This is a genomic window from Arthrobacter stackebrandtii (assembly GCF_017876675.1).
Classification (GTDB): domain Bacteria; phylum Actinomycetota; class Actinomycetes; order Actinomycetales; family Micrococcaceae; genus Specibacter; species Specibacter stackebrandtii.
The window spans coordinates 48,025-66,216 of sequence record NZ_JAGIOI010000001.1; the positions used below are offsets into that span (position 1 = coordinate 48,025).

Sequence of the window (18,192 nt, forward strand, 5' to 3'; positions counted from 1 at the left end):
CTTGCTCCTCCCGCCTCCACCAGTCTAGTTGACGGCGCGTGCCTGCTTTGAACCCAACTCGTAACCGCTTCGCGACCCATTTGACCGCCCATCTTGTTACGCTAACGCCCATGGACACTTCCCGCTTGATACGTACGACGCCGGCCTTCCGCCTGCCGCTGTTGGCCTCCGTTGCGCTGGTCTCGGCTCTTGCGCTGGGCGGGTGCACGTCCGGAGGCCCTGCCCCCGCAACCACACTCGAGGCGCCCACCGTCACCCAGTTGGTGCCGGAACCGGCCGTGCTGCAAAAAGGTGTTGAGTGCCCGTCGTCCTTGGACGATTTCCCCAGCAATGCAGACACCGGCTATCCCGCCACGCCCCGGGGAAGTGTTCCTGCGGGGTTTGTGCCGGACCAGGTGTTTATCTGCCGCCCCGACTTGGTGACAGGCGTCATGCAGCAGGAGGAATTGAAGGGCGACTTTGCTCCGCTGCTAGCCGCACTGGCCGTCCCCAGCGACCGCGCAGAGGGGGATGGGGTGGCGTGCACCATGATTCTGGAAATCATCCCTGTCCTGTGGCTGGTCAATGCTGAAGGCGGAGCCGTCGATGCTGCCTGGCCCACAACGGAGTGTCGGCAGGCCAGCGGCAAGCCCGACACCCAGAAGGCCATCGACGGGCTGACCGTGGCCGGAACCACGGTTGTGCCGGGTTCCGGAAAGTAGCACTGTCCACCTTGTCACCTGTGAAGCACCTCCCCCGTGCAGGCAGGCTGTTGGCCTGCCTCGCATTGCTTTCTTCGGCGGCGTTGGCTGGGTGCACCATCTTCACAGGCAAGGTGACAGAGTATGTTCCCGCCCCGGCCGCGGTGCAGAAAGCAGTGGACTGCGCGGCATCCTTGGACGGCCTGCCGGAGTTCGCCCCCAACGCCACGCCGTCACCGCTGGCCGGCTCGGTGCCGGAAGGGTTTGTTCCTGTGAAGGCGGTTGTCTGCACAGCCGGTGATCGTGGTGCAAATGGCATGCCATCGATCCTGCAGGAGGAACTCAGCGGAAATTTCGCGCCCTTGCTTGCTGCCCTGTCCGCACCCAGCCTTCGCGGCGATGGCGGCACCGCCTGCCCTGCCATTGGCTTCTCCATCCCCGGACTGTGGCTGGTCAATGCAGCAGGGGAAGCCGTGCACATCATCTGGCCCACCGATGCCTGCGGCATGCCCCTTGAGACGCCAAGCGTGTCACAGGCGATCTCTGGACTGGCCGTTGAGGACGCCCATGTGGCGGCCGGCCCCGGGCAGGGAAAATGACAAGCCGCCGCACCTACGTTCAGGTGTTCACGACAGCTTGGCTGGCATGCCTGGCCCTGGCATCCGCGGCGGCACTGGCCGGTTGCACCATGGGCAGCGGCGGGTCCGCCGACTACCTTCCAGCCCCGGCCGTGCTGCAGCAATCCTTCGACTGCCCCGCGTCCGTCTTCGGCCTCCCGGGCAGTGGAGCCACTGACTCGCCACCGGCAGCAAGCCTGGCCGGATCGGTGCCGGAGGGATTTGTTCCGGAGCAGGTGTTCCTCTGCCGCCTGGCCGACGTCGAGGTGGACGCCGTGACCAGGCTCCAGTACCAGCGTCACCAGCTGGCAGGCGACTTCACGGATCTGATGACTGCCTTGGCGGTGCCCAGCACCCGCGGTAGCGAAAATCAAATGTGCACCTCGGACATGGAGATCGTCCCCGTCTTGTGGCTCGTCAATGCGCCCGGGGACGCCATCGCGGCCACCTGGCCCACCGACGGCTGCGGCAAGACCCGCGGCAAGCCAGACACCCAGAAGGCCATCGATGCACTCACGGTGGTGGACGTCCAGATCCCCCCTGTCCCCATGGAGGGCAAATGAAACATAGTCGGGCAACGGCAGTGGCACTGTCGGGGACAATGGCGCTGCTGGGCCTCACATCCTGCTCGTCCCCCTTGGCAACCCAGACATACCTGCCGGAACCGGCGGTGCTGCAGTCCGCCGTCGACTGTTCAACGGCCAACGGCTGGGAGGTGGCGTCCACCCAGCCGGCAGCATTGCTCAAGGGCAGCGTCCCGGAGGGCTTTGCCCCGGACCAGGTTGCCACCTGCACAATGGATCCGGCGACCATGGCCGTGACCGAGGAATGGCTCTCGGGAGGCTTTGGACCGTTGCTGGCAGCCTTGGCGACGCCCAGTGAACGCGGCGGCCCCGCGAGCTGTTTGGATTACGGCGAGATCCTGCCCGGTATCTGGCTCGTCAACGCTGCCGGGGAGGCCGTCAACGCCCAGTGGCCCATGGACAGCTGCGGCCATTCCCTGCCGGGCACGTACGAAGCGTTGAAGGGTCTGACGGTCGTGTCGTCGAAGACCGTTCCGGGGCAGGAGGCAGCATCATGAAATGGTCCCTGCGGATCCGCGCTGCCGCGAATGCCGTGAACCTGTCCACGGCTGCCGGGCTGCTGCTGGCGGCAGCTACACGAACCCCCGTTGAGAAGGGCCCGCAGGGGTTGATCCTTGGCACCCACTACCGGCCCAAGCTGCCTCTGGCTGGGGCATTTACCGTGGGGAACGTGATCTTCTACCGGGCCGACCGGGCGTTCATCGACTCCCGCCCGGACCTGTTGGCACACGAGGCCGGCCACGCCACCCAATACGCATGGTGCCTGGGCCTGCCCTTCCTGCCGATGTACTTTGCGTGCGCCGCATGGTCCTGGTGGCGGACCGGGGACCCCGGCAGCCGGAACTTCTTTGAACGCAACGCCGGGCTTGCCCTCGGCGGATATCGTGAACGGCCCACGATCGCGCGCCTGCCCTTTCCACGAAAAGCCTCCGCCCCGACAACACACCCAACAACACGAGCGACAGGAAACAGCCAATGAGCAACAAGCAACGTTCCATCACCGTCACCGGCCAGGGCAGCGCCCAGGCGGTACCCGACCACTTCAACATCAGCATCGGCATCGAGTCATCGCAGCCCACCGTGCGGGAGGCCTACGCCCAGGCCGGTGCAGCCGTCAACGCTGTCACCGCCGTGCTGCTTGCCAAGGGCGTCGAGCAGGGTTCCATCAGCGCAACGTCCCTGGATGTCCGTGTCGACACCCGCTGGCAGGACGGCGTCGGCACCATTGTCACCGGCTATACCGTCTCCAACACCCTGGCGGTCCCCTTGAGCTACGGCAAGGACGCTGAAGACGTCATCGCCGCCGTGGTGGACACCGGCAACAACAACGTCCGGCTCAACGGGCTCTCGCCCGTCGTTTCAGATTCCTCCGCAGCCCAGGACGCCGCACGCGAAGCAGCCTGGGCCGACGCCCTCCGGGCCGCCGAGCTTTATGCCCGGCTGGCCGGGCGCACACTGGGCGAGGTGGCCGGCGTCGTCGAGGTCAACCCAACGATGGGCGGGCCGCGCCCCATGATGGCCCGTGCCGCGATGGCGATGGACAGCGCCAGCATGCCCATCGCCCAGGGCCAGAGCGAAATCCAGGCCGCCGTCGAGGCCACCTGGCTGCTCGTGTAGCCACAAGGCTGCCGGCCCCCGCGAGGGAGCCGGCAGCCCCGCCCAGTGCTACGGGACGGTGATCTCGCGCTTGAGGATCTTGCCCGTGGGGCCCTTGGGCAGTTCGTCGAGGATGATGATGTCGCGCGGGTACTTGTAGGCGGCCACGCGCGCCTTCACGAATTCCCGGATGTCGTCGATGAGCGCCTCCGGATTGTCGGCACCTTCGGCACCGGCCTTCAGTGAAATGGCGGCACAGATTTCCTCCCCGTGCGCTTCGTCCGGCCTGCCCAAGACGGCGGCCTCCGCCACGGCAGGGTGCTCGTACAGGACTTCCTCTATCTCGCGCGGGTAGACGTTGTAGCCCCCGCGCAGGATCATGTCCTTCTTCCGGTCGACGATGAAGAAAACACCATCCTCGTCCTGCCGGCCGAGGTCGCCCGTGCGGAACCAGCCGTCGGGGATGGCGGCGGCAGTGGCGTCGGGATTGTTCCAATAGCCCTTCATGACGTACGGGCCGGCGACCACGATCTCGCCCACCGCACCCGGCTCGACATCGGCACCCGCATCATCGACGACACGCATTTGTGAGCCTTTCACCATGGTGCCCACCGAGCCGGGCTTGCGGATCCCGTCGGTCTGGTTGAAGGAAATGACGGGGGACGTTTCGGACAGGCCATAGCCTTCCAGAAGCGTGGCATCAAAGGTGGTCTCGAACTCGTGCAGGATCTCCATCGGCAGGGCCGAGCCGCCGGAGGCTGCCAGGCGCAGCGTGCTGACGTCGTAGTTCTCCCGGCCCGGCGCCTGCAGCAGCGCCACGTACATGCTGGGGACCCCTTCAAAGATGGTGACCTTGTCACGCTGGATGATCTCGAGGGCCTTGACGGGGTCAAACCGTGGCAGCAGGGTGACGGTTGCACCGGCCATCACGGCGGAGTTCAGGGCACAGGTCTGGCCGAAGATGTGGAAGAACGGGAGCCCGCCGAAAATGACGTCGCCGTCCCGGCTGTTGAAGAGGCTGACGGAGACTTCGGCGTTGCTGCGCAGGTTCTCGTGCGTCAGCTCCGCCCCCTTGGGCCTGCCGGTGGTGCCTGAGGTGTAGAGGATCACGGCGGTGTCATCCTTCTCCGCCGGCGCAACGGCCGTCAGCGGCTCGAGCGGGGCAATGAGGGCCATGAAGCCTGCATCGATGGGGATGACCTCGGTTCCGGTGTCCGCCGCCCCGGCCGCAACCTCACCCATCACGCCCTCCCAGGCGAAGGCGAGAATGGAACCGGAATCCGCCAGGTGGTAGGCCACCTCCCGGGCCTTCAGCAGCGGGTTCAGCGGAACCACAATGGCGCCGTAGCGCAGGATCCCGTAGTAGATCGGGGGCATCTGCGGCAGGTTGGGCGAGATCAGGGCAACCCTGTCCCCCGGCTTGATGCCACGCCCGGCCAGCAGGGCGGCCACCTTGGCACTGAGCACCTCCAGTGCGCCGAAGGAAATTTCAATGTCGTCCAGCTTGATGGCAACGCCCGAGGGGTTTCGCCGGGCGGAGGCACCAACGATGCTGGCCAGGTTTGTCATGACTGCTCCTTAGCTTTCAAAGTCACGGGGCCACACCGCCCCACATCTCCACCCTAACCTTTTGGACAGTGATCTGCGCCACATTCCTACCCGCGGGCAACGCGGCACTCGCGCCAACCCTTGGAATCAATTAGAATATATGTTCTAATATAGTCATGCGGTGGAACAACCAACAGCTCAACCAGCCACTTTTTCCCAAACCGGACGACGCAGGACCGGCTCCCCTGCTGCCCCTGGCCGGGCTGGTCCAGAGCGTTCAGACGCCTGAATTTGCCGGCATCACCTTCCACGAGGTTCTGGCCAAGTCGGCCTTGAACAAGGTTCCGCCCAGTTCCACCATGCCGTTTGAATGGACGGTCAACCCTTACCGGGGCTGCTCCCATGCCTGCGTGTACTGTTTTGCCCGCAAGAGCCACACCTACCTGAATTTTGATTCCGGGTCCGACTTTGATTCCCAGGTGGTGGTCAAGGTCAACGTCGCCGAGGTGCTGCGCAAGGAATTGCACAAGCCGTCCTGGCAGCATGACCACGTGGCGCTGGGAACCAACACCGACCCCTACCAGCGAGCCGAGGGCCGTTACCAGCTCATGCCCGGCATCATCAAGGCGCTTGCCGACTCGGGCACCCCGTTCTCCATCCTCACGAAGGGCACGCTGCTGGCCCGCGACATCCCCGTGCTGCGGGCAGCCGGTGAACAGGTGAGCGTGGGAATGGGCATCTCCCTCGCCCTGCTCGACGAGGACCTGGCCCACCGGATCGAACCTGGAACCCCTTCCCCCAAGGCCCGGCTGTCCCTCATCAGCAAGCTGCGCGACGCCGGCCTGCCGTGCGGAGTGATGGCCATGCCCATCCTGCCCTGGCTGACTGATTCAGCGGAATCACTGGACGCCCTGTTCTCCGCCCTGGCGGCAGCCGGCGCCACCGGGGTCACCGCCGGGGCACTGTACCTGCGGCCTGGAACGCGCGAGTGGTTTATGGCCTGGCTGGCCAAGGAGCATCCGGCACTGGTGGGCCGCTACGGCAGACTCTACGGTTCCGGCGCCTACGCTTCAAAGGACTACCGGCAGTGGCTGTCAGGGCAGGTCGCAGCGGCCAAGCTGCGGCATGGTTTTGGCACCCAGAACTTCGTCCACGACCCCCGCGTCGAGGAAGGCCTTTACCCAACCGGCAGCATGCCGCGGCAGGCGCGCCCGGCGGGCTTCCGGAAGATTGCCGCGCCGGCGGGTGGAGGCAGCAAAAAGGCGGGAACCGCGAATCTGGTTCCCGCCCTGGCCGATGCAGCCCCCACCTTGTTCTAGGCTGGGACAGCTCCGTGCCTATCCGCTCTTGCGGCGGAATTCACGCTTGTGGCTGGCTGCGCCGTGTGTTGCACTGATCTTGGCGCCGCCGGCAGCCTCAACGCTGCCGTGCTGTTTGTTTTTCTTGTTTTCCAGGGCCTGGCGAAACTTCTCTTTGGTTTCTTCGCTGGCGCCTGAGGGGGCATGTTCGTCGTGATTGCCGTTGGTCATGGCACAACCTCCTTGGGGTTATCTGCACCCAGTCTGGCACAGCACCGCCGCATTTCAACACCCGCCGCCGCAATTAATCCGTGGCGCGCCGTCCGCCAACCGTTGTCTCGATGAGGGCCTGCACGATGGGCAGGTCCGCGGGTATCCAGTCAAGGGCCAGGATCTCCTGGCCGGCCAGCTCCACCCACTGCAGCAGGTCGTGGTCCTCCAGCGGCGCAGGAGTGCCTTCCGTCACCTTGCCCAGCCACACCCGCATGGCGGCGGATGGGTTCAAGGGCCAGCCCTCCGACGTCGGACATTCCAGTTCGGCGCCCAGGCGCACCTTGACACCCAGCTCTTCAGACAGTTCCCGGTGCAGTGCCTGTTCGTGGCTTTCGCCGGGCTCCACCTTGCCGCCGGGGAATTCCCACATGCCAGCGAATTCCGGCGGCGCCGTCCGCCGGGCGGCGAGCAGGCGGTGTGGTTGGTCAAGGGAGTCGAGGAGGGCCGCGCCCACGATTTGCTTCAGAGTCGTCACCTGGCCAGTCTAGGCCGGACACGGGCCAACCGCCGTCGAACGTCTAGACTTGAAGGCGGCATCAGCATGCCAGCCGCTGCGCACCGTGGCGCCGGCCACTCCCGCCGCCGGCGGATCCGGAAAACCACCCTGCGAAAGTGCAATTAATGACCTTGCTCAAGTCCCGGCGCGACTCCGTGCCAACCCCGCCCGGCGTTGTTGGCTGGGCCATCCTGGCCCTCGCCATCGGCGGCTTCGGCATCGGCACCACCGAATTTGCCATGATGGGCCTGCTGCCCAACGTGGCAGAGGGCGTCGGCGTCAGCGTGCCCACAGCCGGACATGTCATCTCCGCCTATGCACTGGGCGTGGTGGTGGGAGCGCCGCTGCTGGTGGCCGTCAGCGCCAAGATGCGGCGCAAGACCCTGGCCCTGATGCTCATGGCACTGTTCACGGTGGGCAACCTGCTCTCCGTCTTTGCCCAGGACTACGTGACCCTGCTCATCACCCGCTTCATCGCGGGCCTGCCGCACGGCGCGTTCTTCGGCGTGGCCGCCGTCCTGGCCGCATCCCTGGTGGCCCCAAGCAAGCGCGGACGCGCCATCTCCATGGTCATGATGGGTTTGTCGGTGGCCAACGTGGTGGGCGTGCCGCTGGCCACCTACGTGGGGCAGCAATTTGGCTGGCGCTGGCTGTTCATCCTGGTGGCCGGCATCGGCGTGGTCACCATGGCGGCGATCTACGCATTCATCCCCAACCAGAAAGCACAGCCCGATGCCAGCCTGCGCAAGGAACTGGGTGCGCTGCGCCGCGGCCAGGTGTGGCTGACCCTCCTGGTTGGCGTGGTGGGCTTTGGCGGCTTCTTCGCCGTGTACACCTATGTTGCCAACACCATGACCGATGTGGCCGGATTCGCCGCCGACTTCCTCCCCGTCATCGTGGGACTGTACGGCCTCGGCATGGTGGCAGGCAGCTATGTGGGCGGACGGATGGCGGACTGGTCGGTCATGGGCAGCATCTACCTCATGATGGGCTTCATCACGGTCATCCTGGTCATCTACGCGGCCACCGTGCACGTGCAATGGATGGCTCTGCTCATGATCTTTGTGATCGGGGCGTCCGGGTCGATGCTGGTTCCGTCGCTGCAGACCCGACTCCTGGACGTCTCACCGGGCGCGCCCACGCTGGCGTCGTCGCTGAACCACTCCGCCCTGAACATGGCCAACGCCCTCGGCGCCTTTGTTGGCGGCCTGGTGATCACATGGGGCTGGGGCTTCACGGCACCGGCCCTGGTAGGTGCGGCACTGGCTGTGCTCGGCCTTGGCATCGCGCTGTTCAGCGGCTTCCTGGACAAGGTGGGGGCCCGCCGCAAGGCCACCGCCTGACCCTTCCCCGCCTCTCCCGTCGAGGTGTGGGATAACAACGGCTCCCACACCTCAACTGTTTGCGGGGCCCGCTCCCGTCCAGCCCCGGACGGGGCTCGGTTGCCGGCTAGTGTTCGGTTTGCTCCCCAGCGGCGGCTTCTGCATCCTTCCCAGCCTGTACGGCGACTTCACCGGAGTAGATGTCCGGTTCCAGGTAGATCACGGTGGCGATGGGGACGGCAGCCCTGACGCGGCGTTCTGCCTCGTTGATGACGCTGGCGATGTGGGCGCCGGTGTCGAACCCGTCGACGCCGATCTTGGCGGCAACCAGCAGTTCCTCGGGGCCGAGGTGCATTGTCTTGAGGTGGATGATCTTGTTGACGCCGGGGCCCAGCAGGGCCGCCTCCACTGCACGGACGTCCTCCACGGTGGCCGACTCGCCAAGCAGCAGCGACTTGGTCTCGACAGCCAGGATGATGGCGACAACCACCAGCAGGACGCCAATCAAGGCGGTGCCGATGGCGTCCCAAATGCCGTTGCCGGTCACGAGCGTCATGCTCACCCCAAAGAGGGCAAAGACCAGGCCCAGCAGTGCCCCGGCATCTTCCAGCAGGATGACGGGAAGTTCCGGAGCCTTGGCCGTCTTGATGAACTGCAGCCAGGTGCGCTTGCCCCGGGCGAGGTTGGATTCCTTGATGGCCACGTAGAAGGACCTGGATTCCAGTGCAATCGCGCCGATGAGGACCGCAAGGGGCACCCACCACCACTGGCCCTCGATGCCGTGCGGGTGCTGCCACTTCTGGTACGCCTCGTACAAGGCAAACAGGCCGCCGACGCTGAAGAGGATGATGGAGACAATGAAGGCGTAGATGTAGCGTTCGCGGCCGTAGCCGAACGGGTGCTCCGGGCTGGCCTGCCGCTTGGCCTTTTTCCCGCCCAGCAGCAGCAGCAGCTGGTTGCCGGAGTCCGCCACCGAGTGGATGCCTTCTGCCAGCATGGAGGAAGACATGGTCAGGAAGTACGCCAGGAACTTCATGACCGCAATGGACAAGTTTGCAACTAGCGCGGCGACGATCGCCTTGCTGCCACCTGAATGAGACACAGTGGATTCCCCCTGTTAGTGGGCGGGCCGGAGTGACGAACCGCATGGACCCTGCGTCCACGAAAAAAGTTTACCCCGCCGCCTCCCTTGCCAAGGCCGGCCGCAACGCAAACAGCAGCCTGCGCACGTGGACAGGGGCCGCCGTCGGGCATCAGGACGCAGCCCACCGGCCGCCGAAGCAAGAACGGCAGGAAGCCGCAGGATCAGTGCAGGCGGCGCTGCGCCCGGGCGCTGGCGTAGAGGCACACCGTTGCGGCGGTGCCCAGGTTCAGCGACTCCGCGGCCCCGTACACGGGGACGGCCACACGGTGGTCGGCGAGTGCCTTCTCCTCCCCCGCCAAGCCCTGGGCCTCGTTCCCGAAGAGCCACATGGTGGGTTCGGCGAGGTCGTACATGGCATCAGGAATTTCCTGGTCAAAGGATCGTGCGGCGCTCTCGTCCTGGAGCAGGTCGAGGTTCAGCTGGCCGTAGCCGTCCGCCGCGAGAATGCCGATGCCGGCAGCCTTCACCGCCTCCACCACCTCGGGCAGCTCCGCGCCGAGGACAATGGGCAGGTGGAAGATGGAGCCGGCGGTGGAGCGCACTGCCTTCGGATTGTAAATGTCCACGCTGGAGTGGGAGAAGATGACGGCATCGGCGCCGGCGGCATCCGCGGCGCGCAGCACTGTGCCGGCGTTGCCCGGGTCCTGGACGCGGCACAGCATGGCGATCAGCTTCGGCTTGGCCGCGATAACCTCGGCCAGCGGCACGTCAACAAAGTTGCACACGGCCACCACGCCCTGGGGCGAGACGGTGTCCGTCATGGCGGCCAGCACCATTTCGCTGGCAATGCGCACCTGCAGCCGTGATCCGGGTGCGGCCTCCAGCAGTTCAGGATACTTCTTCAGGCACTCCACGGTGGCGTACAGGGCCTCCACGACCGCGGTCCCGCCGGCGGCCAGGCAGTCGTTGTGCGCGCGCAGTGCCTCCCGGACAGCCTGCGGCCCCTCGGCCAGGAACTGGCGGCGCTTTAAACGGCCCGGACGCCCCACCAGCTTGGCAACATCCCTCACTCGATCTGCTCGAGGATTGGTCATTGCTTCTGCTGGGGGGCGCCCGGGTTGATTCATGCTTAGGACTTTAGCAGTCACCGTGCATGATCAAGGAACTGGACGTTCCCTGGTAAAAATGCTACTTGGCCACCGGTGCTGAGGTGTCAGCAGGCAGTGCAGCCTTGGCCAGGCCCACCAGTGCGGTGAAGGCACCGGCGTCGTTGACGGCCAGGTCGGCCAGCATGCGGCGGTCAACCTCGATCTCAGCAGCCTTCAGGCCCTGGATCAAGCGGTTGTAGGTCAGGCCGTTGGCGCGGGATGCAGCGTTGATGCGCTGGATCCAGAGGCGGCGGAAGTCGCCCTTGCGCTTGCGGCGGTCGCCGTAGCTGTACACAAACGAGTGCAGCAGCTGCTCTTTGGCCTTGCGGTACAGGCGTGAACGCTGTCCACGGTAACCCTTTGCGCGCTCCAGAACTACCCGACGCTTTTTGTGGGCGTTTACAGCCCTCTTCACACGTGCCACGTGCGTACTCCTTCAAGTTTTAAAGATCCCAAGCCAATCATGCCAGGGAAGGCTTTGTTTGGATTGGTGCCAGTCCCGGACGGGACCCACACCGATTGACTTGCGAAATTAGATGCCGAGCATCTTCTTGATGTTGCGCACATCAGCCTTGGCAACCAGGAGGTCACCCTTCAGGCGGCGCTTCAAGCTTGAGGGCTTGTGCTCCAGGTAGTGGCGGCGGTTGGCCTGCTGGCGGCGCAGCTTGCCGGAACCGGTCAGCTTGAATCGCTTCTTGGCACCACTGTGTGTCTTCATTTTAGGCATGAGGACCTATCTCCTTACGTATCCACCGGCGCTGCCTGTGGTTCTCTTGCAGCGACTGGTTGGGTCACTGTGGGGGTGTATTCACCGCTGAAAAGGATGAACCTTATTCAGCTGAGCTGGGGGTCTCGGCTGCAGGCGCGCTCTTTGCGGAGGCGGGCTTCGCGGCCGGCTTTGCTGCTGCCTTGGCGGCAGGCTTCGCAGCAGGCTTTGCTGCGGGCTTGGCCATGGGCTTCGGCATGGGGATGGGCTTGGCAGCCACGGGCTTGGGGGCGGCGACCGGCTTCGGCGCAGCGGCCGGCTTGACCGGTGCTGCGGCCTTGGGGGCGGGTGCCTTGGCCGGGGCAGGAGCCTTGGCCGGGGCGGCCTTGGGTGCTGCAGCCTTCGGGGCGGCCTTGGCAGGCACGACGGCGGGGGCCGGCTTTTCTGCCGGGACCTCCTTCACCGGGGCTGCTTCTGCGGCGGGGGCTTCCACAACTGCGGCAGTCTCCACGGCTTCCTCGGCCACCGGGGCGGCGGCGGGAGCTGGTGCATCCTCGTTCAGGTGCAGGCCCTCGGGCAGCAGGTCGGCCAGTGACTGGGTCATGGGCGCCTTGTTGTCGCGGTCCACATCAACGCGGGCGGTGCCGTTGGCAACTGCCTCGTTGTGTGCCTTGGCGTCTGCGCGCTGCTGGTTGCGGCGGGCCTCAGCCTTGGCCTCGGCCTTGTTCTTCAGCGGGCCGATGACCATGACCATGTTGCGGCCGTCAATGCGGGGGCTCGACTCGACAACGCCGACCTCGGCGACATCTTCGGCGAACTTCTGGAGCAGGCGGATGCCCATGTCGGGGCGCTGCTGCTCACGGCCGCGGAACTGGATCATGGCCTTGACCTTGTCACCGGCACCGAGGAAGCGCAGGGCGTGGCCGCGCTTGGTCTCGTAGTCGTGCTTGTCGATCTTGAGGCGGAAACGGATTTCCTTCAAGACTGTGTTGGTCTGGTTCTTGCGGGCTTCACGGGCCTTGACGGCGGCTTCGTACTTGTACTTGCCGAAGTCCATCAGTTTGCACACCGGCGGCTTTGCCGTCGGCGCTACCTCAACCAGATCCAAGTCGGATTCAGCCGCCAAACGGAGGGCGTCCTCAATGCGGACGATCCCTACCTGTTCGCCTGCCGGCCCAACCAACCGCACCTCTGGGACGCGGATTCGATCATTGATGCGTGGCTCGCTAATGTGTGGCTCCTGTTGCAAAAGAAAAGGTGAGTACCACCAGCAACGGAGAAGGCCTCCAAACTGCCGGTGCAGTGGAGGCCTCTAAGATTTGGCACACGGCCCGCGGACGGACTGCGATCAACTTCCCCCTGGGAAGTGCCAACCTGAACCAGACAACGCCACGGATGGGTCGAAAGGTGGGAGAGGACTCCACTTGCAAACTCACTGCTGCCTGCCAGTCCTGTGACTTTCGTCTTTTGGACACAAACAAATAACAGCAACGAGTCGGTCTGTGACAAGCTTAGCAGTATGAACACCCAAGATAATAATTCGGACACCCGCAACAGCTTCAACGACTACCAGGAAGAGGCGCTCAGCGACGACCAGGCCGCCTCGGTGGTGCGCGACATCGCTGAAGTTCCGGCGATTGAAGTCATTACGACGGCGGCCGTCCACCTCATGAGCGCAGCGGCAGTCAAGTGCGGCCTGGCTGCCGGACCCGACGCGGAGGAGCTGAAGGACCTGGATGAGGCCCGCAAGCTGATCACCGCCCTGGCCGGTTTTGTCACGGCCGCCGCCCCTGAAATTGGCAGCCAGCATGCCGGACCGTTGCGCGACGGCCTGCGCTCCCTGCAGCTGGCCTTCCGCGAGGCGTCCACGATTCCCGACGCCCCCGGCAAGGGCCCGGGCGAGAAGTTCACCGGACCGGTCAACTAGCCCCCGCACCCTCCCCGACCTCGCTTCACCGGGCCGGGGAACCCCCGGGCGCGCGGGCCCGCATGCTAGGTGCACTGACTTGACTTCGCATGTGGCCCGTTTCATAAATTCTGTGCGGCGGTTGCTGGATCGAATCCACGGTTTTTCCGTGTTTTCGGTCCAACAACCGCCGCACAGAGTGCTTTAAGCGGTGTCTTAGACCGGATCCGGCTCCCCTGGGAGCCCGTCGAGGTCGTCGTCGCGGCATGCGCTGCCGCCCGGCTCCCGACTCTTCCGGCTTCGCCGGTTCCACATCGCCATGGCCAGCAGCCCCGCAATGGCCAGGACCGCACAGATAGCGCCAACCACCACGAACCCGGCCCAGGCGCCGACGTTGTCGATCAATGCACCGGCAAAGGGCGCACCCATGGCGTTGCCCATGGTCATCGACGAGCCGTACCAGCCCATGGCCTCGCCGCGGCGCTTCTCCGTCACCAGGTCGGCAATGTGTTCGGCGCTGGAGGTCAGCACGGGTGCGCACAACAGTCCCGGCGGGATGGAGAGCAGTCCCAGGGTCCAGGCATCGGTGGCAAAGCCCATGGGGATGATCAGCACGGCCATGCCCATGAGCAGCCACAGCGGGTTGATCGACTTGTGCAGCGCACCGTAGATGATGCCGCCCACAATGGAGGCGCCGCACCAGAACACAAACACAATGCCAAGGTCGCCAATGAGGTCGTTTTCGCGCATGACGGCGACCATGCCGACATTGGTGCCCGAGAGCACCAGGCCGGCACCCAGTGAGGTGCCGAGAATGGCCAGCACGGCCAGGTTCACCCAGCCGAGGCTGTGCCTTGACCGCAGCCACATCCGGGCGACAGCATTCCGGCCGGTGAGGTCCGGGGCGGGGATGGCGTCCTCGGCGGGACCGGCGTCAAGAGTGCCGACGGATTGGCCGACAGCCACGTAGGCACCCTTTTGCCCCGACCTGGTGGGCGGGTTGAAACACATCAGGAAGCCGCCGGCCACGGCCACCGAGACGCCGATGACGACCAGGCCCACCGATGTGTGCGTGGTCGTGGCCAGCATGACACCGGCGGCCGGGCCCACCATGAAGGTCAGCTCGCCCCCCATGGAGTCCAGGGCATAGGCGGTGCGCCGCTGTTCCGCCGGCACCATGACGCTGAGCGCCTGTCGCACCACGGAGAAGATGGGCACGGCGAAGAGCCCGCCAATAAACGCCGCCACGATCAGGAACTGGAAGTTCAGCAGCGGAGCCGTGCTCCAGACCACGAGTTCTGCCACAACGGAGGGTACGAGGGCCCGGCGCAAACCATAGATGTCCACCATCCGTCCGCGCCACGGAGCACCGAAGGCCATGCCGATGGTGATGGCTGCGGCCACCATTCCGGCGGCGGCATAGCTCAGCCCCATGGTTTCCACCACGTGCAGGGTGAGCAGGACTCCGGCGGCTGCATGGGGGATGCGGGCGACCATGGCGATCAGCAGCAGCCGGCGCACGGGTCCGACCGCTAGAATTTCGCGGTAGGCGGCAAAGTTCACTGAGGGAACCGTCTCTCTTGTGATGCATCACAGGTGAGCGTCGGCTTCCCTGCGGCGTTTAGGTCTGTTGGTGGCGCAGTCGAAGCTGGACGGAGTCGACGCCCTGGGCGAAGACGTCGTCGCGTGCCCAATATTCCTGCAGGTGGGTGATCACACCATTCAGAGCGGACTGGTCGAGTCCGGGCAAAAGGGTGAGGGTGACGCACAGTTCCGGTCCGGTTCCGCCGCCCGATACCAACCGTCCAGACGGTTCAATATCGGTGTCCCACTGGGATTCTATGCCCTGACCGGCGCTGGCGGAAATGCCGACCACCAGGGGATGTCCCAAGTTCGCCAACGACCGCTCCAATACCTGCGCAACAGCCGGGTTGCCATAGCTGGGCAGCCAGTCCTGCTGCTGGGCCAGGGCCCACATGGCGGGGCGCCGGACCACGAACGGACGCTGCGAACCCGGATCCAGGACCATCAGCTGAGCCTCTTCGGCCACGGCGGACAGCGCAGCCCGTGCGGCATAGACAGCAACGGGCCGCGCCTCCGGATGCCACTTTGCCAGGGCGTCGGCGTGGGTGAAGGCCGGCAGGGCCCGCCGCCCGTCCGGGCCCTGCAACGTCACCAGCGCCATGTCCGATTCCTTGTCGGACACCAGCCCGTTCTCACCCACGGTGGACTCGGCCAGCTGCGCCACGATGGGAATGAACACGCGAGCCTGTGCCAGCGAGGCAACTACGGCCGCCTCCGTCCCGTCACCGGAGGCGAGCTGCGCGATGGCGGCGGCAAACGCGGCGTCCATGGCGCCGTCGTCCGCGTCAAAGTTGTGGTACTTTTCCTGCGCCGGCAGGTCCCGGCCCGCCCACGGCTGGCCGGCGGAGTCGGTGGTGCCGCCGGCTCCGGCCAGGGCCGCGGCGATGTGGCCGGGCAGGTGCTTTTTGGGCTGTTCCGTCATGGCCTAGCGGCGGCCTGCAACGTCGAGGGCTTCGGGGAGGGTGAACTGGCCGGAGTAGAGCGCCTTGCCGATGATGGCACCTTCAACACCCTCGCCAACGAGTTCGCGCAGCACACGCAGGTCCTCGAGGCTGGAGATGCCGCCGGAGGCAACCACGGGCTTGGCTGTGCGTGAGCACATTTCGCGCAGCAGTTCCACGTTGGGGCCGCGCAGCGTGCCGTCCTTCGTGACGTCGGTGACCACGTACCGCGCGCAGCCGGCGTCCTCGAGGCGGGCCAGGACCTCCCAGATGTCGCCGCCTTCCTTGGTCCAGCCGCGGCCGGCCAGGGTGGTCCCGCGCACGTCGAGCCCGACGGCGATCTTGTCGCCGAAGCGCTCGATCACCTTGGCGGTCCATTCCGGATTCTCGAGTGCGGCGGTGCCGAGGTTGACGCGGCCGACGCCGAGTTCCAGGGCGCCTTCCAGGGAGGCGTCGTCGCGGATGCCTCCTGAGAGCTCCACCTTCACAGAGAGCTCCTGGACCATTTCGCGCAGCAGCTCCACGTTGGAGCCGCGGCCAAACGCTGCGTCAAGGTCAACGAGGTGCACCCACTCGGCGCCGTTGTTCTGCCAGTTCAGGGCAGCCTCAAGGGGTGAGCCGTAGCTGGTTTCCGAGCCGGCCTCGCCCTGGACGAGGCGCACGGCCTGCCCGTCGGCAACATCCACGGCGGGCAGCAATTCCAAAATGGGGGTGGTCATGGGATCCTCAACATCGACTAGAAAACTGTGAAATCTGGCTGCGGCGCGCTTGCCGCGTATTACTGGGTGAACAGGTATGCCGCCACAAGGGACATGACGGCCAGGAAGGCAAAGCTGTACGGAATCCAGCGTGCGGTCTTTTGCTGGTAGAACGTGTAGGCGCCGCCTATGAGCAGGCCGGCGAGGGCCATCAACAACAGCGAGTACATCAGCCGGCCGCCGGTGCAGTGGCAGGGGCCGGCGCAGCGGGCCTCAGGGAGGCGACCCAGTTGCGCAGGAGGCGTGCTCCGGCGTCGCCCGATTTTTCCGGGTGGAACTGGGTGGCGCACAGCGGGCCGTTTTCCACGGCCGCGATGAACGGTGCCCCGTGCTCTGACCAGGTCACCATCGGCGGGCGCATTTTGGGCTGCAGGACCTCAAAGTCCCATTTCTGCACGCCGTACGAGTGAACAAAGTAGAAGCGCTCGTTCTCCACGCCTTCAAACAGTTTGCTGCCTTCGGGCGCCTTGATCGTGTTCCAGCCCATGTGCGGCACCACGTCGGCGGGCAGAAGTTCCACCGTGCCGGGCCACTCCCCCATGCCTTCGCGGTGGTTGCCGTGTTCAACACTGGCGTCGAACAGGACCTGCATGCCGACGCAGATGCCCAGCACGGCCCGGCCCCCGGCAACGCGGCGGCCGATCATGCGCAGCGCATCAACGTTTTTGAGTTCGTCCATGACGGAGCCGAATGCTCCGACACCGGGGACCACCAGGCCGTCGGCGTTGAGGACGTCATCTGCCTTGGCGCTGAGCGTGACGGCGGCACCGGCACGTTCCAGGGCGCGCACTGCGGAGCGGACGTTGCCCGAACCGTAGTCCAGGACGGTGACGGTGGGTTGTGCTGCTGTGGTTTCAGAACTCACAAAAGGCCCTTCGTGGAGGGGATCCCGGTGACGCGGGGATCTGGTTCGACGGCTGAACGGAGTGCACGGGCAAAGGCCTTGAACTGGGCCTCGACAATGTGGTGCGGGTCCCGGCCTGCGATGACTGTCATGTGCAGGCAGATCTGGGCGTGCAGCGTGATGGCTTCAAAAACGTGGCGGGTCAGCGAACCGGTGAAGTGTCCGCCGATCAGGTGGTACTCCTGGCCCGCGGGTTCTCCGCCGTGCACGAGGTACGGGCGGCCGGAGACATCCACAACGGCGTTGGCCAGGGCCTCGTCGAGCGGGATGGTGGCCTCGCCGAAGCGGCGAATGCCAGCCTTGTTGCCCAGCGCCACCCTCAGGACCTCGCCCAGGGAGATCGCCACATCCTCCACCGTGTGGTGGGCGTCGATGTGGGTGTCGCCGGTGGCCTTGATGTTCATGTCGATCAGCGAGTGCTTGGACAGTGCCGTGAGCATGTGGTCGTAGAACGGCACGGACGTGTCGATGCTGGACACCCCGGTCCCGTCAAGGTTGATCTCAACCATGACACTCGACTCGCTCGTGGCACGCTCCAAACGGGCGGTCCGACCCTGGCCGGGCGTAATCTCAGTCATTGCAGCAGTCCTTTGGTCCACGTGCGCATCCCTGCCCGGCGGCGCAGGGCAGCAACGGGCGCACAAACGTCTTTGTGATTGTCTCCAGTTTAGGAGAGAGGGCGAGGTATTGCCCAAACAGTCCACCCGGCGGTCGCCGCTCCGGCCGGGGACGACGCCGGAACGCGCC

23 protein-coding genes are annotated in these 18,192 nt (G+C 65.5%); 9 read left to right on the forward strand and 14 right to left on the reverse strand.

What is annotated here, in order from left to right:
- Nucleotides 1-110 precede the first annotated feature (110 nt).
- The 6 genes from JOF48_RS00185 to JOF48_RS00210 all read left to right on the forward strand — a co-directional run bounded on the left by JOF48_RS00185 (nucleotide 111) and on the right by JOF48_RS00210 (nucleotide 3,498).
- The gene (locus tag JOF48_RS00185) at nucleotides 111-701 is read left to right on the forward strand and encodes a hypothetical protein (RefSeq protein WP_209676130.1); all 591 of its coding nucleotides are present in this window, start codon (nucleotides 111-113) and stop codon (nucleotides 699-701) included.
- A 113-nt stretch (nucleotides 702-814) separates the two neighbouring features.
- Nucleotides 815-1,279 carry a hypothetical protein gene (locus JOF48_RS00190; RefSeq protein ID WP_209676131.1) on the forward strand — a complete coding sequence of 155 codons (465 nt, stop codon included), beginning with the start codon at nucleotides 815-817 and terminating at the stop codon, nucleotides 1,277-1,279.
- The gene (locus JOF48_RS00195; RefSeq protein ID WP_209676134.1) at nucleotides 1,276-1,860 is read left to right on the forward strand and encodes a hypothetical protein; all 585 of its coding nucleotides are present in this window, start codon (nucleotides 1,276-1,278) and stop codon (nucleotides 1,858-1,860) included. The genes JOF48_RS00190 and JOF48_RS00195 overlap by 4 nt, the downstream gene beginning before the upstream one ends.
- A complete protein-coding gene (locus JOF48_RS00200; protein ID WP_209676135.1) occupies nucleotides 1,857-2,378 on the forward strand; it encodes a hypothetical protein in 522 nt (173 codons plus the stop codon). Before JOF48_RS00195 ends, JOF48_RS00200 begins: the two co-directional genes overlap by 4 nt.
- Nucleotides 2,375-2,860, forward strand: coding sequence for a DUF4157 domain-containing protein (locus JOF48_RS00205; RefSeq protein WP_245346336.1), 486 nt, complete (start codon nucleotides 2,375-2,377; stop codon nucleotides 2,858-2,860). The genes JOF48_RS00200 and JOF48_RS00205 overlap by 4 nt, the downstream gene beginning before the upstream one ends.
- Nucleotides 2,857-3,498: an SIMPL domain-containing protein gene (locus JOF48_RS00210; protein ID WP_209676137.1), complete on the forward strand. Its 642-nt coding sequence runs from the start codon at nucleotides 2,857-2,859 to the stop codon at nucleotides 3,496-3,498. The genes JOF48_RS00205 and JOF48_RS00210 overlap by 4 nt, the downstream gene beginning before the upstream one ends.
- A gap of 48 nt (nucleotides 3,499-3,546) precedes the next feature.
- Here the strand turns inward: JOF48_RS00210 and JOF48_RS00215 are convergent, their stop codons facing one another.
- Entirely contained in the window at nucleotides 3,547-5,046 is a 1,500-nt protein-coding gene (locus tag JOF48_RS00215; RefSeq protein ID WP_209676139.1) for a long-chain-fatty-acid--CoA ligase, read from the reverse strand.
- 155 nt (nucleotides 5,047-5,201) lie between these two features.
- On the opposite strand from JOF48_RS00215, the gene JOF48_RS00220 reads away from it, so the two are divergent.
- A complete protein-coding gene (locus JOF48_RS00220) occupies nucleotides 5,202-6,344 on the forward strand; it encodes an Rv2578c family radical SAM protein (protein ID WP_209676141.1) in 1,143 nt (380 codons plus the stop codon).
- 18 nt (nucleotides 6,345-6,362) lie between these two features.
- On the opposite strand, the gene JOF48_RS00225 is transcribed toward JOF48_RS00220, so the two are convergent.
- Together JOF48_RS00225 and JOF48_RS00230 are read right to left on the reverse strand one after the other, a co-directional pair.
- Entirely contained in the window at nucleotides 6,363-6,554 is a 192-nt protein-coding gene (locus JOF48_RS00225; protein WP_209676143.1) for a DUF5302 domain-containing protein, read from the reverse strand.
- A 73-nt stretch (nucleotides 6,555-6,627) separates the two neighbouring features.
- Complete coding sequence (locus JOF48_RS00230; RefSeq protein WP_209676145.1) at nucleotides 6,628-7,071, reverse strand: (deoxy)nucleoside triphosphate pyrophosphohydrolase; 444 nt, start codon at nucleotides 7,069-7,071, stop codon at nucleotides 6,628-6,630.
- A 146-nt stretch (nucleotides 7,072-7,217) separates the two neighbouring features.
- On the opposite strand from JOF48_RS00230, the gene JOF48_RS00235 reads away from it, so the two are divergent.
- Nucleotides 7,218-8,435 carry an MFS transporter gene (locus tag JOF48_RS00235; RefSeq protein WP_209676147.1) on the forward strand — a complete coding sequence of 406 codons (1,218 nt, stop codon included), beginning with the start codon at nucleotides 7,218-7,220 and terminating at the stop codon, nucleotides 8,433-8,435.
- A 106-nt stretch (nucleotides 8,436-8,541) separates the two neighbouring features.
- Here JOF48_RS00235 and JOF48_RS00240 read toward each other — a convergent pair whose 3' ends face one another.
- The 5 genes from JOF48_RS00240 to infC all read right to left on the reverse strand — a co-directional run bounded on the left by JOF48_RS00240 (nucleotide 8,542) and on the right by infC (nucleotide 12,541).
- Complete coding sequence (locus JOF48_RS00240) at nucleotides 8,542-9,516, reverse strand: cation diffusion facilitator family transporter (RefSeq protein ID WP_209676149.1); 975 nt, start codon at nucleotides 9,514-9,516, stop codon at nucleotides 8,542-8,544.
- Nucleotides 9,517-9,719: 203 nt separating this feature from the next.
- Nucleotides 9,720-10,625, reverse strand: coding sequence for a TrmH family RNA methyltransferase (locus JOF48_RS00245; RefSeq protein WP_209676151.1), 906 nt, complete (start codon nucleotides 10,623-10,625; stop codon nucleotides 9,720-9,722).
- Nucleotides 10,626-10,686: 61 nt separating this feature from the next.
- Nucleotides 10,687-11,070, reverse strand: a complete 384-nt coding sequence (gene rplT, locus JOF48_RS00250; RefSeq protein ID WP_203312955.1) for a 50S ribosomal protein L20 — start codon at nucleotides 11,068-11,070, stop codon at nucleotides 10,687-10,689.
- Nucleotides 11,071-11,178: 108 nt separating this feature from the next.
- Nucleotides 11,179-11,373, reverse strand: coding sequence for a 50S ribosomal protein L35 (rpmI, locus tag JOF48_RS00255; RefSeq protein ID WP_038467906.1), 195 nt, complete (start codon nucleotides 11,371-11,373; stop codon nucleotides 11,179-11,181).
- A gap of 103 nt (nucleotides 11,374-11,476) precedes the next feature.
- Nucleotides 11,477-12,541, reverse strand: a complete 1,065-nt coding sequence (gene infC, locus JOF48_RS00260; protein ID WP_425353691.1) for a translation initiation factor IF-3 — start codon at nucleotides 12,539-12,541, stop codon at nucleotides 11,477-11,479.
- Between the two features lie 330 nt (nucleotides 12,542-12,871).
- Between infC and JOF48_RS00265 the strand changes: the two genes are divergently transcribed.
- Nucleotides 12,872-13,279, forward strand: a complete 408-nt coding sequence (locus JOF48_RS00265) for a DUF1844 domain-containing protein (protein ID WP_209676154.1) — start codon at nucleotides 12,872-12,874, stop codon at nucleotides 13,277-13,279.
- Between the two features lie 195 nt (nucleotides 13,280-13,474).
- Here the strand turns inward: JOF48_RS00265 and JOF48_RS00270 are convergent, their stop codons facing one another.
- The 6 genes from JOF48_RS00270 to hisB are packed head-to-tail and all read right to left on the reverse strand — an operon-like array spanning nucleotide 13,475 to nucleotide 18,023.
- Nucleotides 13,475-14,821 carry an MFS transporter gene (locus tag JOF48_RS00270; RefSeq protein WP_209676157.1) on the reverse strand — a complete coding sequence of 449 codons (1,347 nt, stop codon included), beginning with the start codon at nucleotides 14,819-14,821 and terminating at the stop codon, nucleotides 13,475-13,477.
- Between the two features lie 58 nt (nucleotides 14,822-14,879).
- Nucleotides 14,880-15,764, reverse strand: a complete 885-nt coding sequence (locus tag JOF48_RS00275) for an SseB family protein (RefSeq protein WP_209676160.1) — start codon at nucleotides 15,762-15,764, stop codon at nucleotides 14,880-14,882.
- A 3-nt stretch (nucleotides 15,765-15,767) separates the two neighbouring features.
- Entirely contained in the window at nucleotides 15,768-16,502 is a 735-nt protein-coding gene (gene priA / locus JOF48_RS00280; protein WP_209676163.1) for a bifunctional 1-(5-phosphoribosyl)-5-((5-phosphoribosylamino)methylideneamino)imidazole-4-carboxamide isomerase/phosphoribosylanthranilate isomerase PriA, read from the reverse strand.
- Nucleotides 16,503-16,561: 59 nt separating this feature from the next.
- Complete coding sequence (locus JOF48_RS00285) at nucleotides 16,562-16,711, reverse strand: hypothetical protein (RefSeq protein WP_203312959.1); 150 nt, start codon at nucleotides 16,709-16,711, stop codon at nucleotides 16,562-16,564.
- Nucleotides 16,711-17,406: an imidazole glycerol phosphate synthase subunit HisH gene (gene hisH, locus JOF48_RS00290; protein ID WP_209676166.1), complete on the reverse strand. Its 696-nt coding sequence runs from the start codon at nucleotides 17,404-17,406 to the stop codon at nucleotides 16,711-16,713. The genes JOF48_RS00285 and hisH overlap by 1 nt, the downstream gene beginning before the upstream one ends.
- Nucleotides 17,403-18,023 carry an imidazoleglycerol-phosphate dehydratase HisB gene (gene hisB / locus JOF48_RS00295; protein ID WP_209676169.1) on the reverse strand — a complete coding sequence of 207 codons (621 nt, stop codon included), beginning with the start codon at nucleotides 18,021-18,023 and terminating at the stop codon, nucleotides 17,403-17,405. The genes hisH and hisB overlap by 4 nt, the downstream gene beginning before the upstream one ends.
- Between the last annotated feature and the right edge of the window lie 169 nt (nucleotides 18,024-18,192).

Coding starts and splice junctions, on each gene's coding strand:
- JOF48_RS00185 (WP_209676130.1), top strand. CDS start 111: ATGGACACTTCCCGCTTGATACGTACGACGCCGGCCTTCCGCCTGCCG.
- JOF48_RS00195 (WP_209676134.1), top strand. CDS start 1,276: ATGACAAGCCGCCGCACCTACGTTCAGGTGTTCACGACAGCTTGGCTG.
- JOF48_RS00200 (WP_209676135.1), top strand. CDS start 1,857: ATGAAACATAGTCGGGCAACGGCAGTGGCACTGTCGGGGACAATGGCG.
- JOF48_RS00205 (WP_245346336.1), top strand. CDS start 2,375: ATGAAATGGTCCCTGCGGATCCGCGCTGCCGCGAATGCCGTGAACCTG.
- JOF48_RS00210 (WP_209676137.1), top strand. CDS start 2,857: ATGAGCAACAAGCAACGTTCCATCACCGTCACCGGCCAGGGCAGCGCC.
- JOF48_RS00215 (WP_209676139.1), bottom strand. CDS start 5,046: ATGACAAACCTGGCCAGCATCGTTGGTGCCTCCGCCCGGCGAAACCCC.
- JOF48_RS00220 (WP_209676141.1), top strand. CDS start 5,202: ATGCGGTGGAACAACCAACAGCTCAACCAGCCACTTTTTCCCAAACCG.
- JOF48_RS00225 (WP_209676143.1), bottom strand. CDS start 6,554: ATGACCAACGGCAATCACGACGAACATGCCCCCTCAGGCGCCAGCGAA.
- JOF48_RS00235 (WP_209676147.1), top strand. CDS start 7,218: ATGACCTTGCTCAAGTCCCGGCGCGACTCCGTGCCAACCCCGCCCGGC.
- JOF48_RS00245 (WP_209676151.1), bottom strand. CDS start 10,625: ATGAATCAACCCGGGCGCCCCCCAGCAGAAGCAATGACCAATCCTCGA.
- rpmI (WP_038467906.1), bottom strand. CDS start 11,373: ATGCCTAAAATGAAGACACACAGTGGTGCCAAGAAGCGATTCAAGCTG.
- JOF48_RS00265 (WP_209676154.1), top strand. CDS start 12,872: ATGAACACCCAAGATAATAATTCGGACACCCGCAACAGCTTCAACGAC.
- JOF48_RS00275 (WP_209676160.1), bottom strand. CDS start 15,764: ATGACGGAACAGCCCAAAAAGCACCTGCCCGGCCACATCGCCGCGGCC.
- priA (WP_209676163.1), bottom strand. CDS start 16,502: ATGACCACCCCCATTTTGGAATTGCTGCCCGCCGTGGATGTTGCCGAC.
- JOF48_RS00285 (WP_203312959.1), bottom strand. CDS start 16,711: ATGTACTCGCTGTTGTTGATGGCCCTCGCCGGCCTGCTCATAGGCGGC.
- hisB (WP_209676169.1), bottom strand. CDS start 18,023: ATGACTGAGATTACGCCCGGCCAGGGTCGGACCGCCCGTTTGGAGCGT.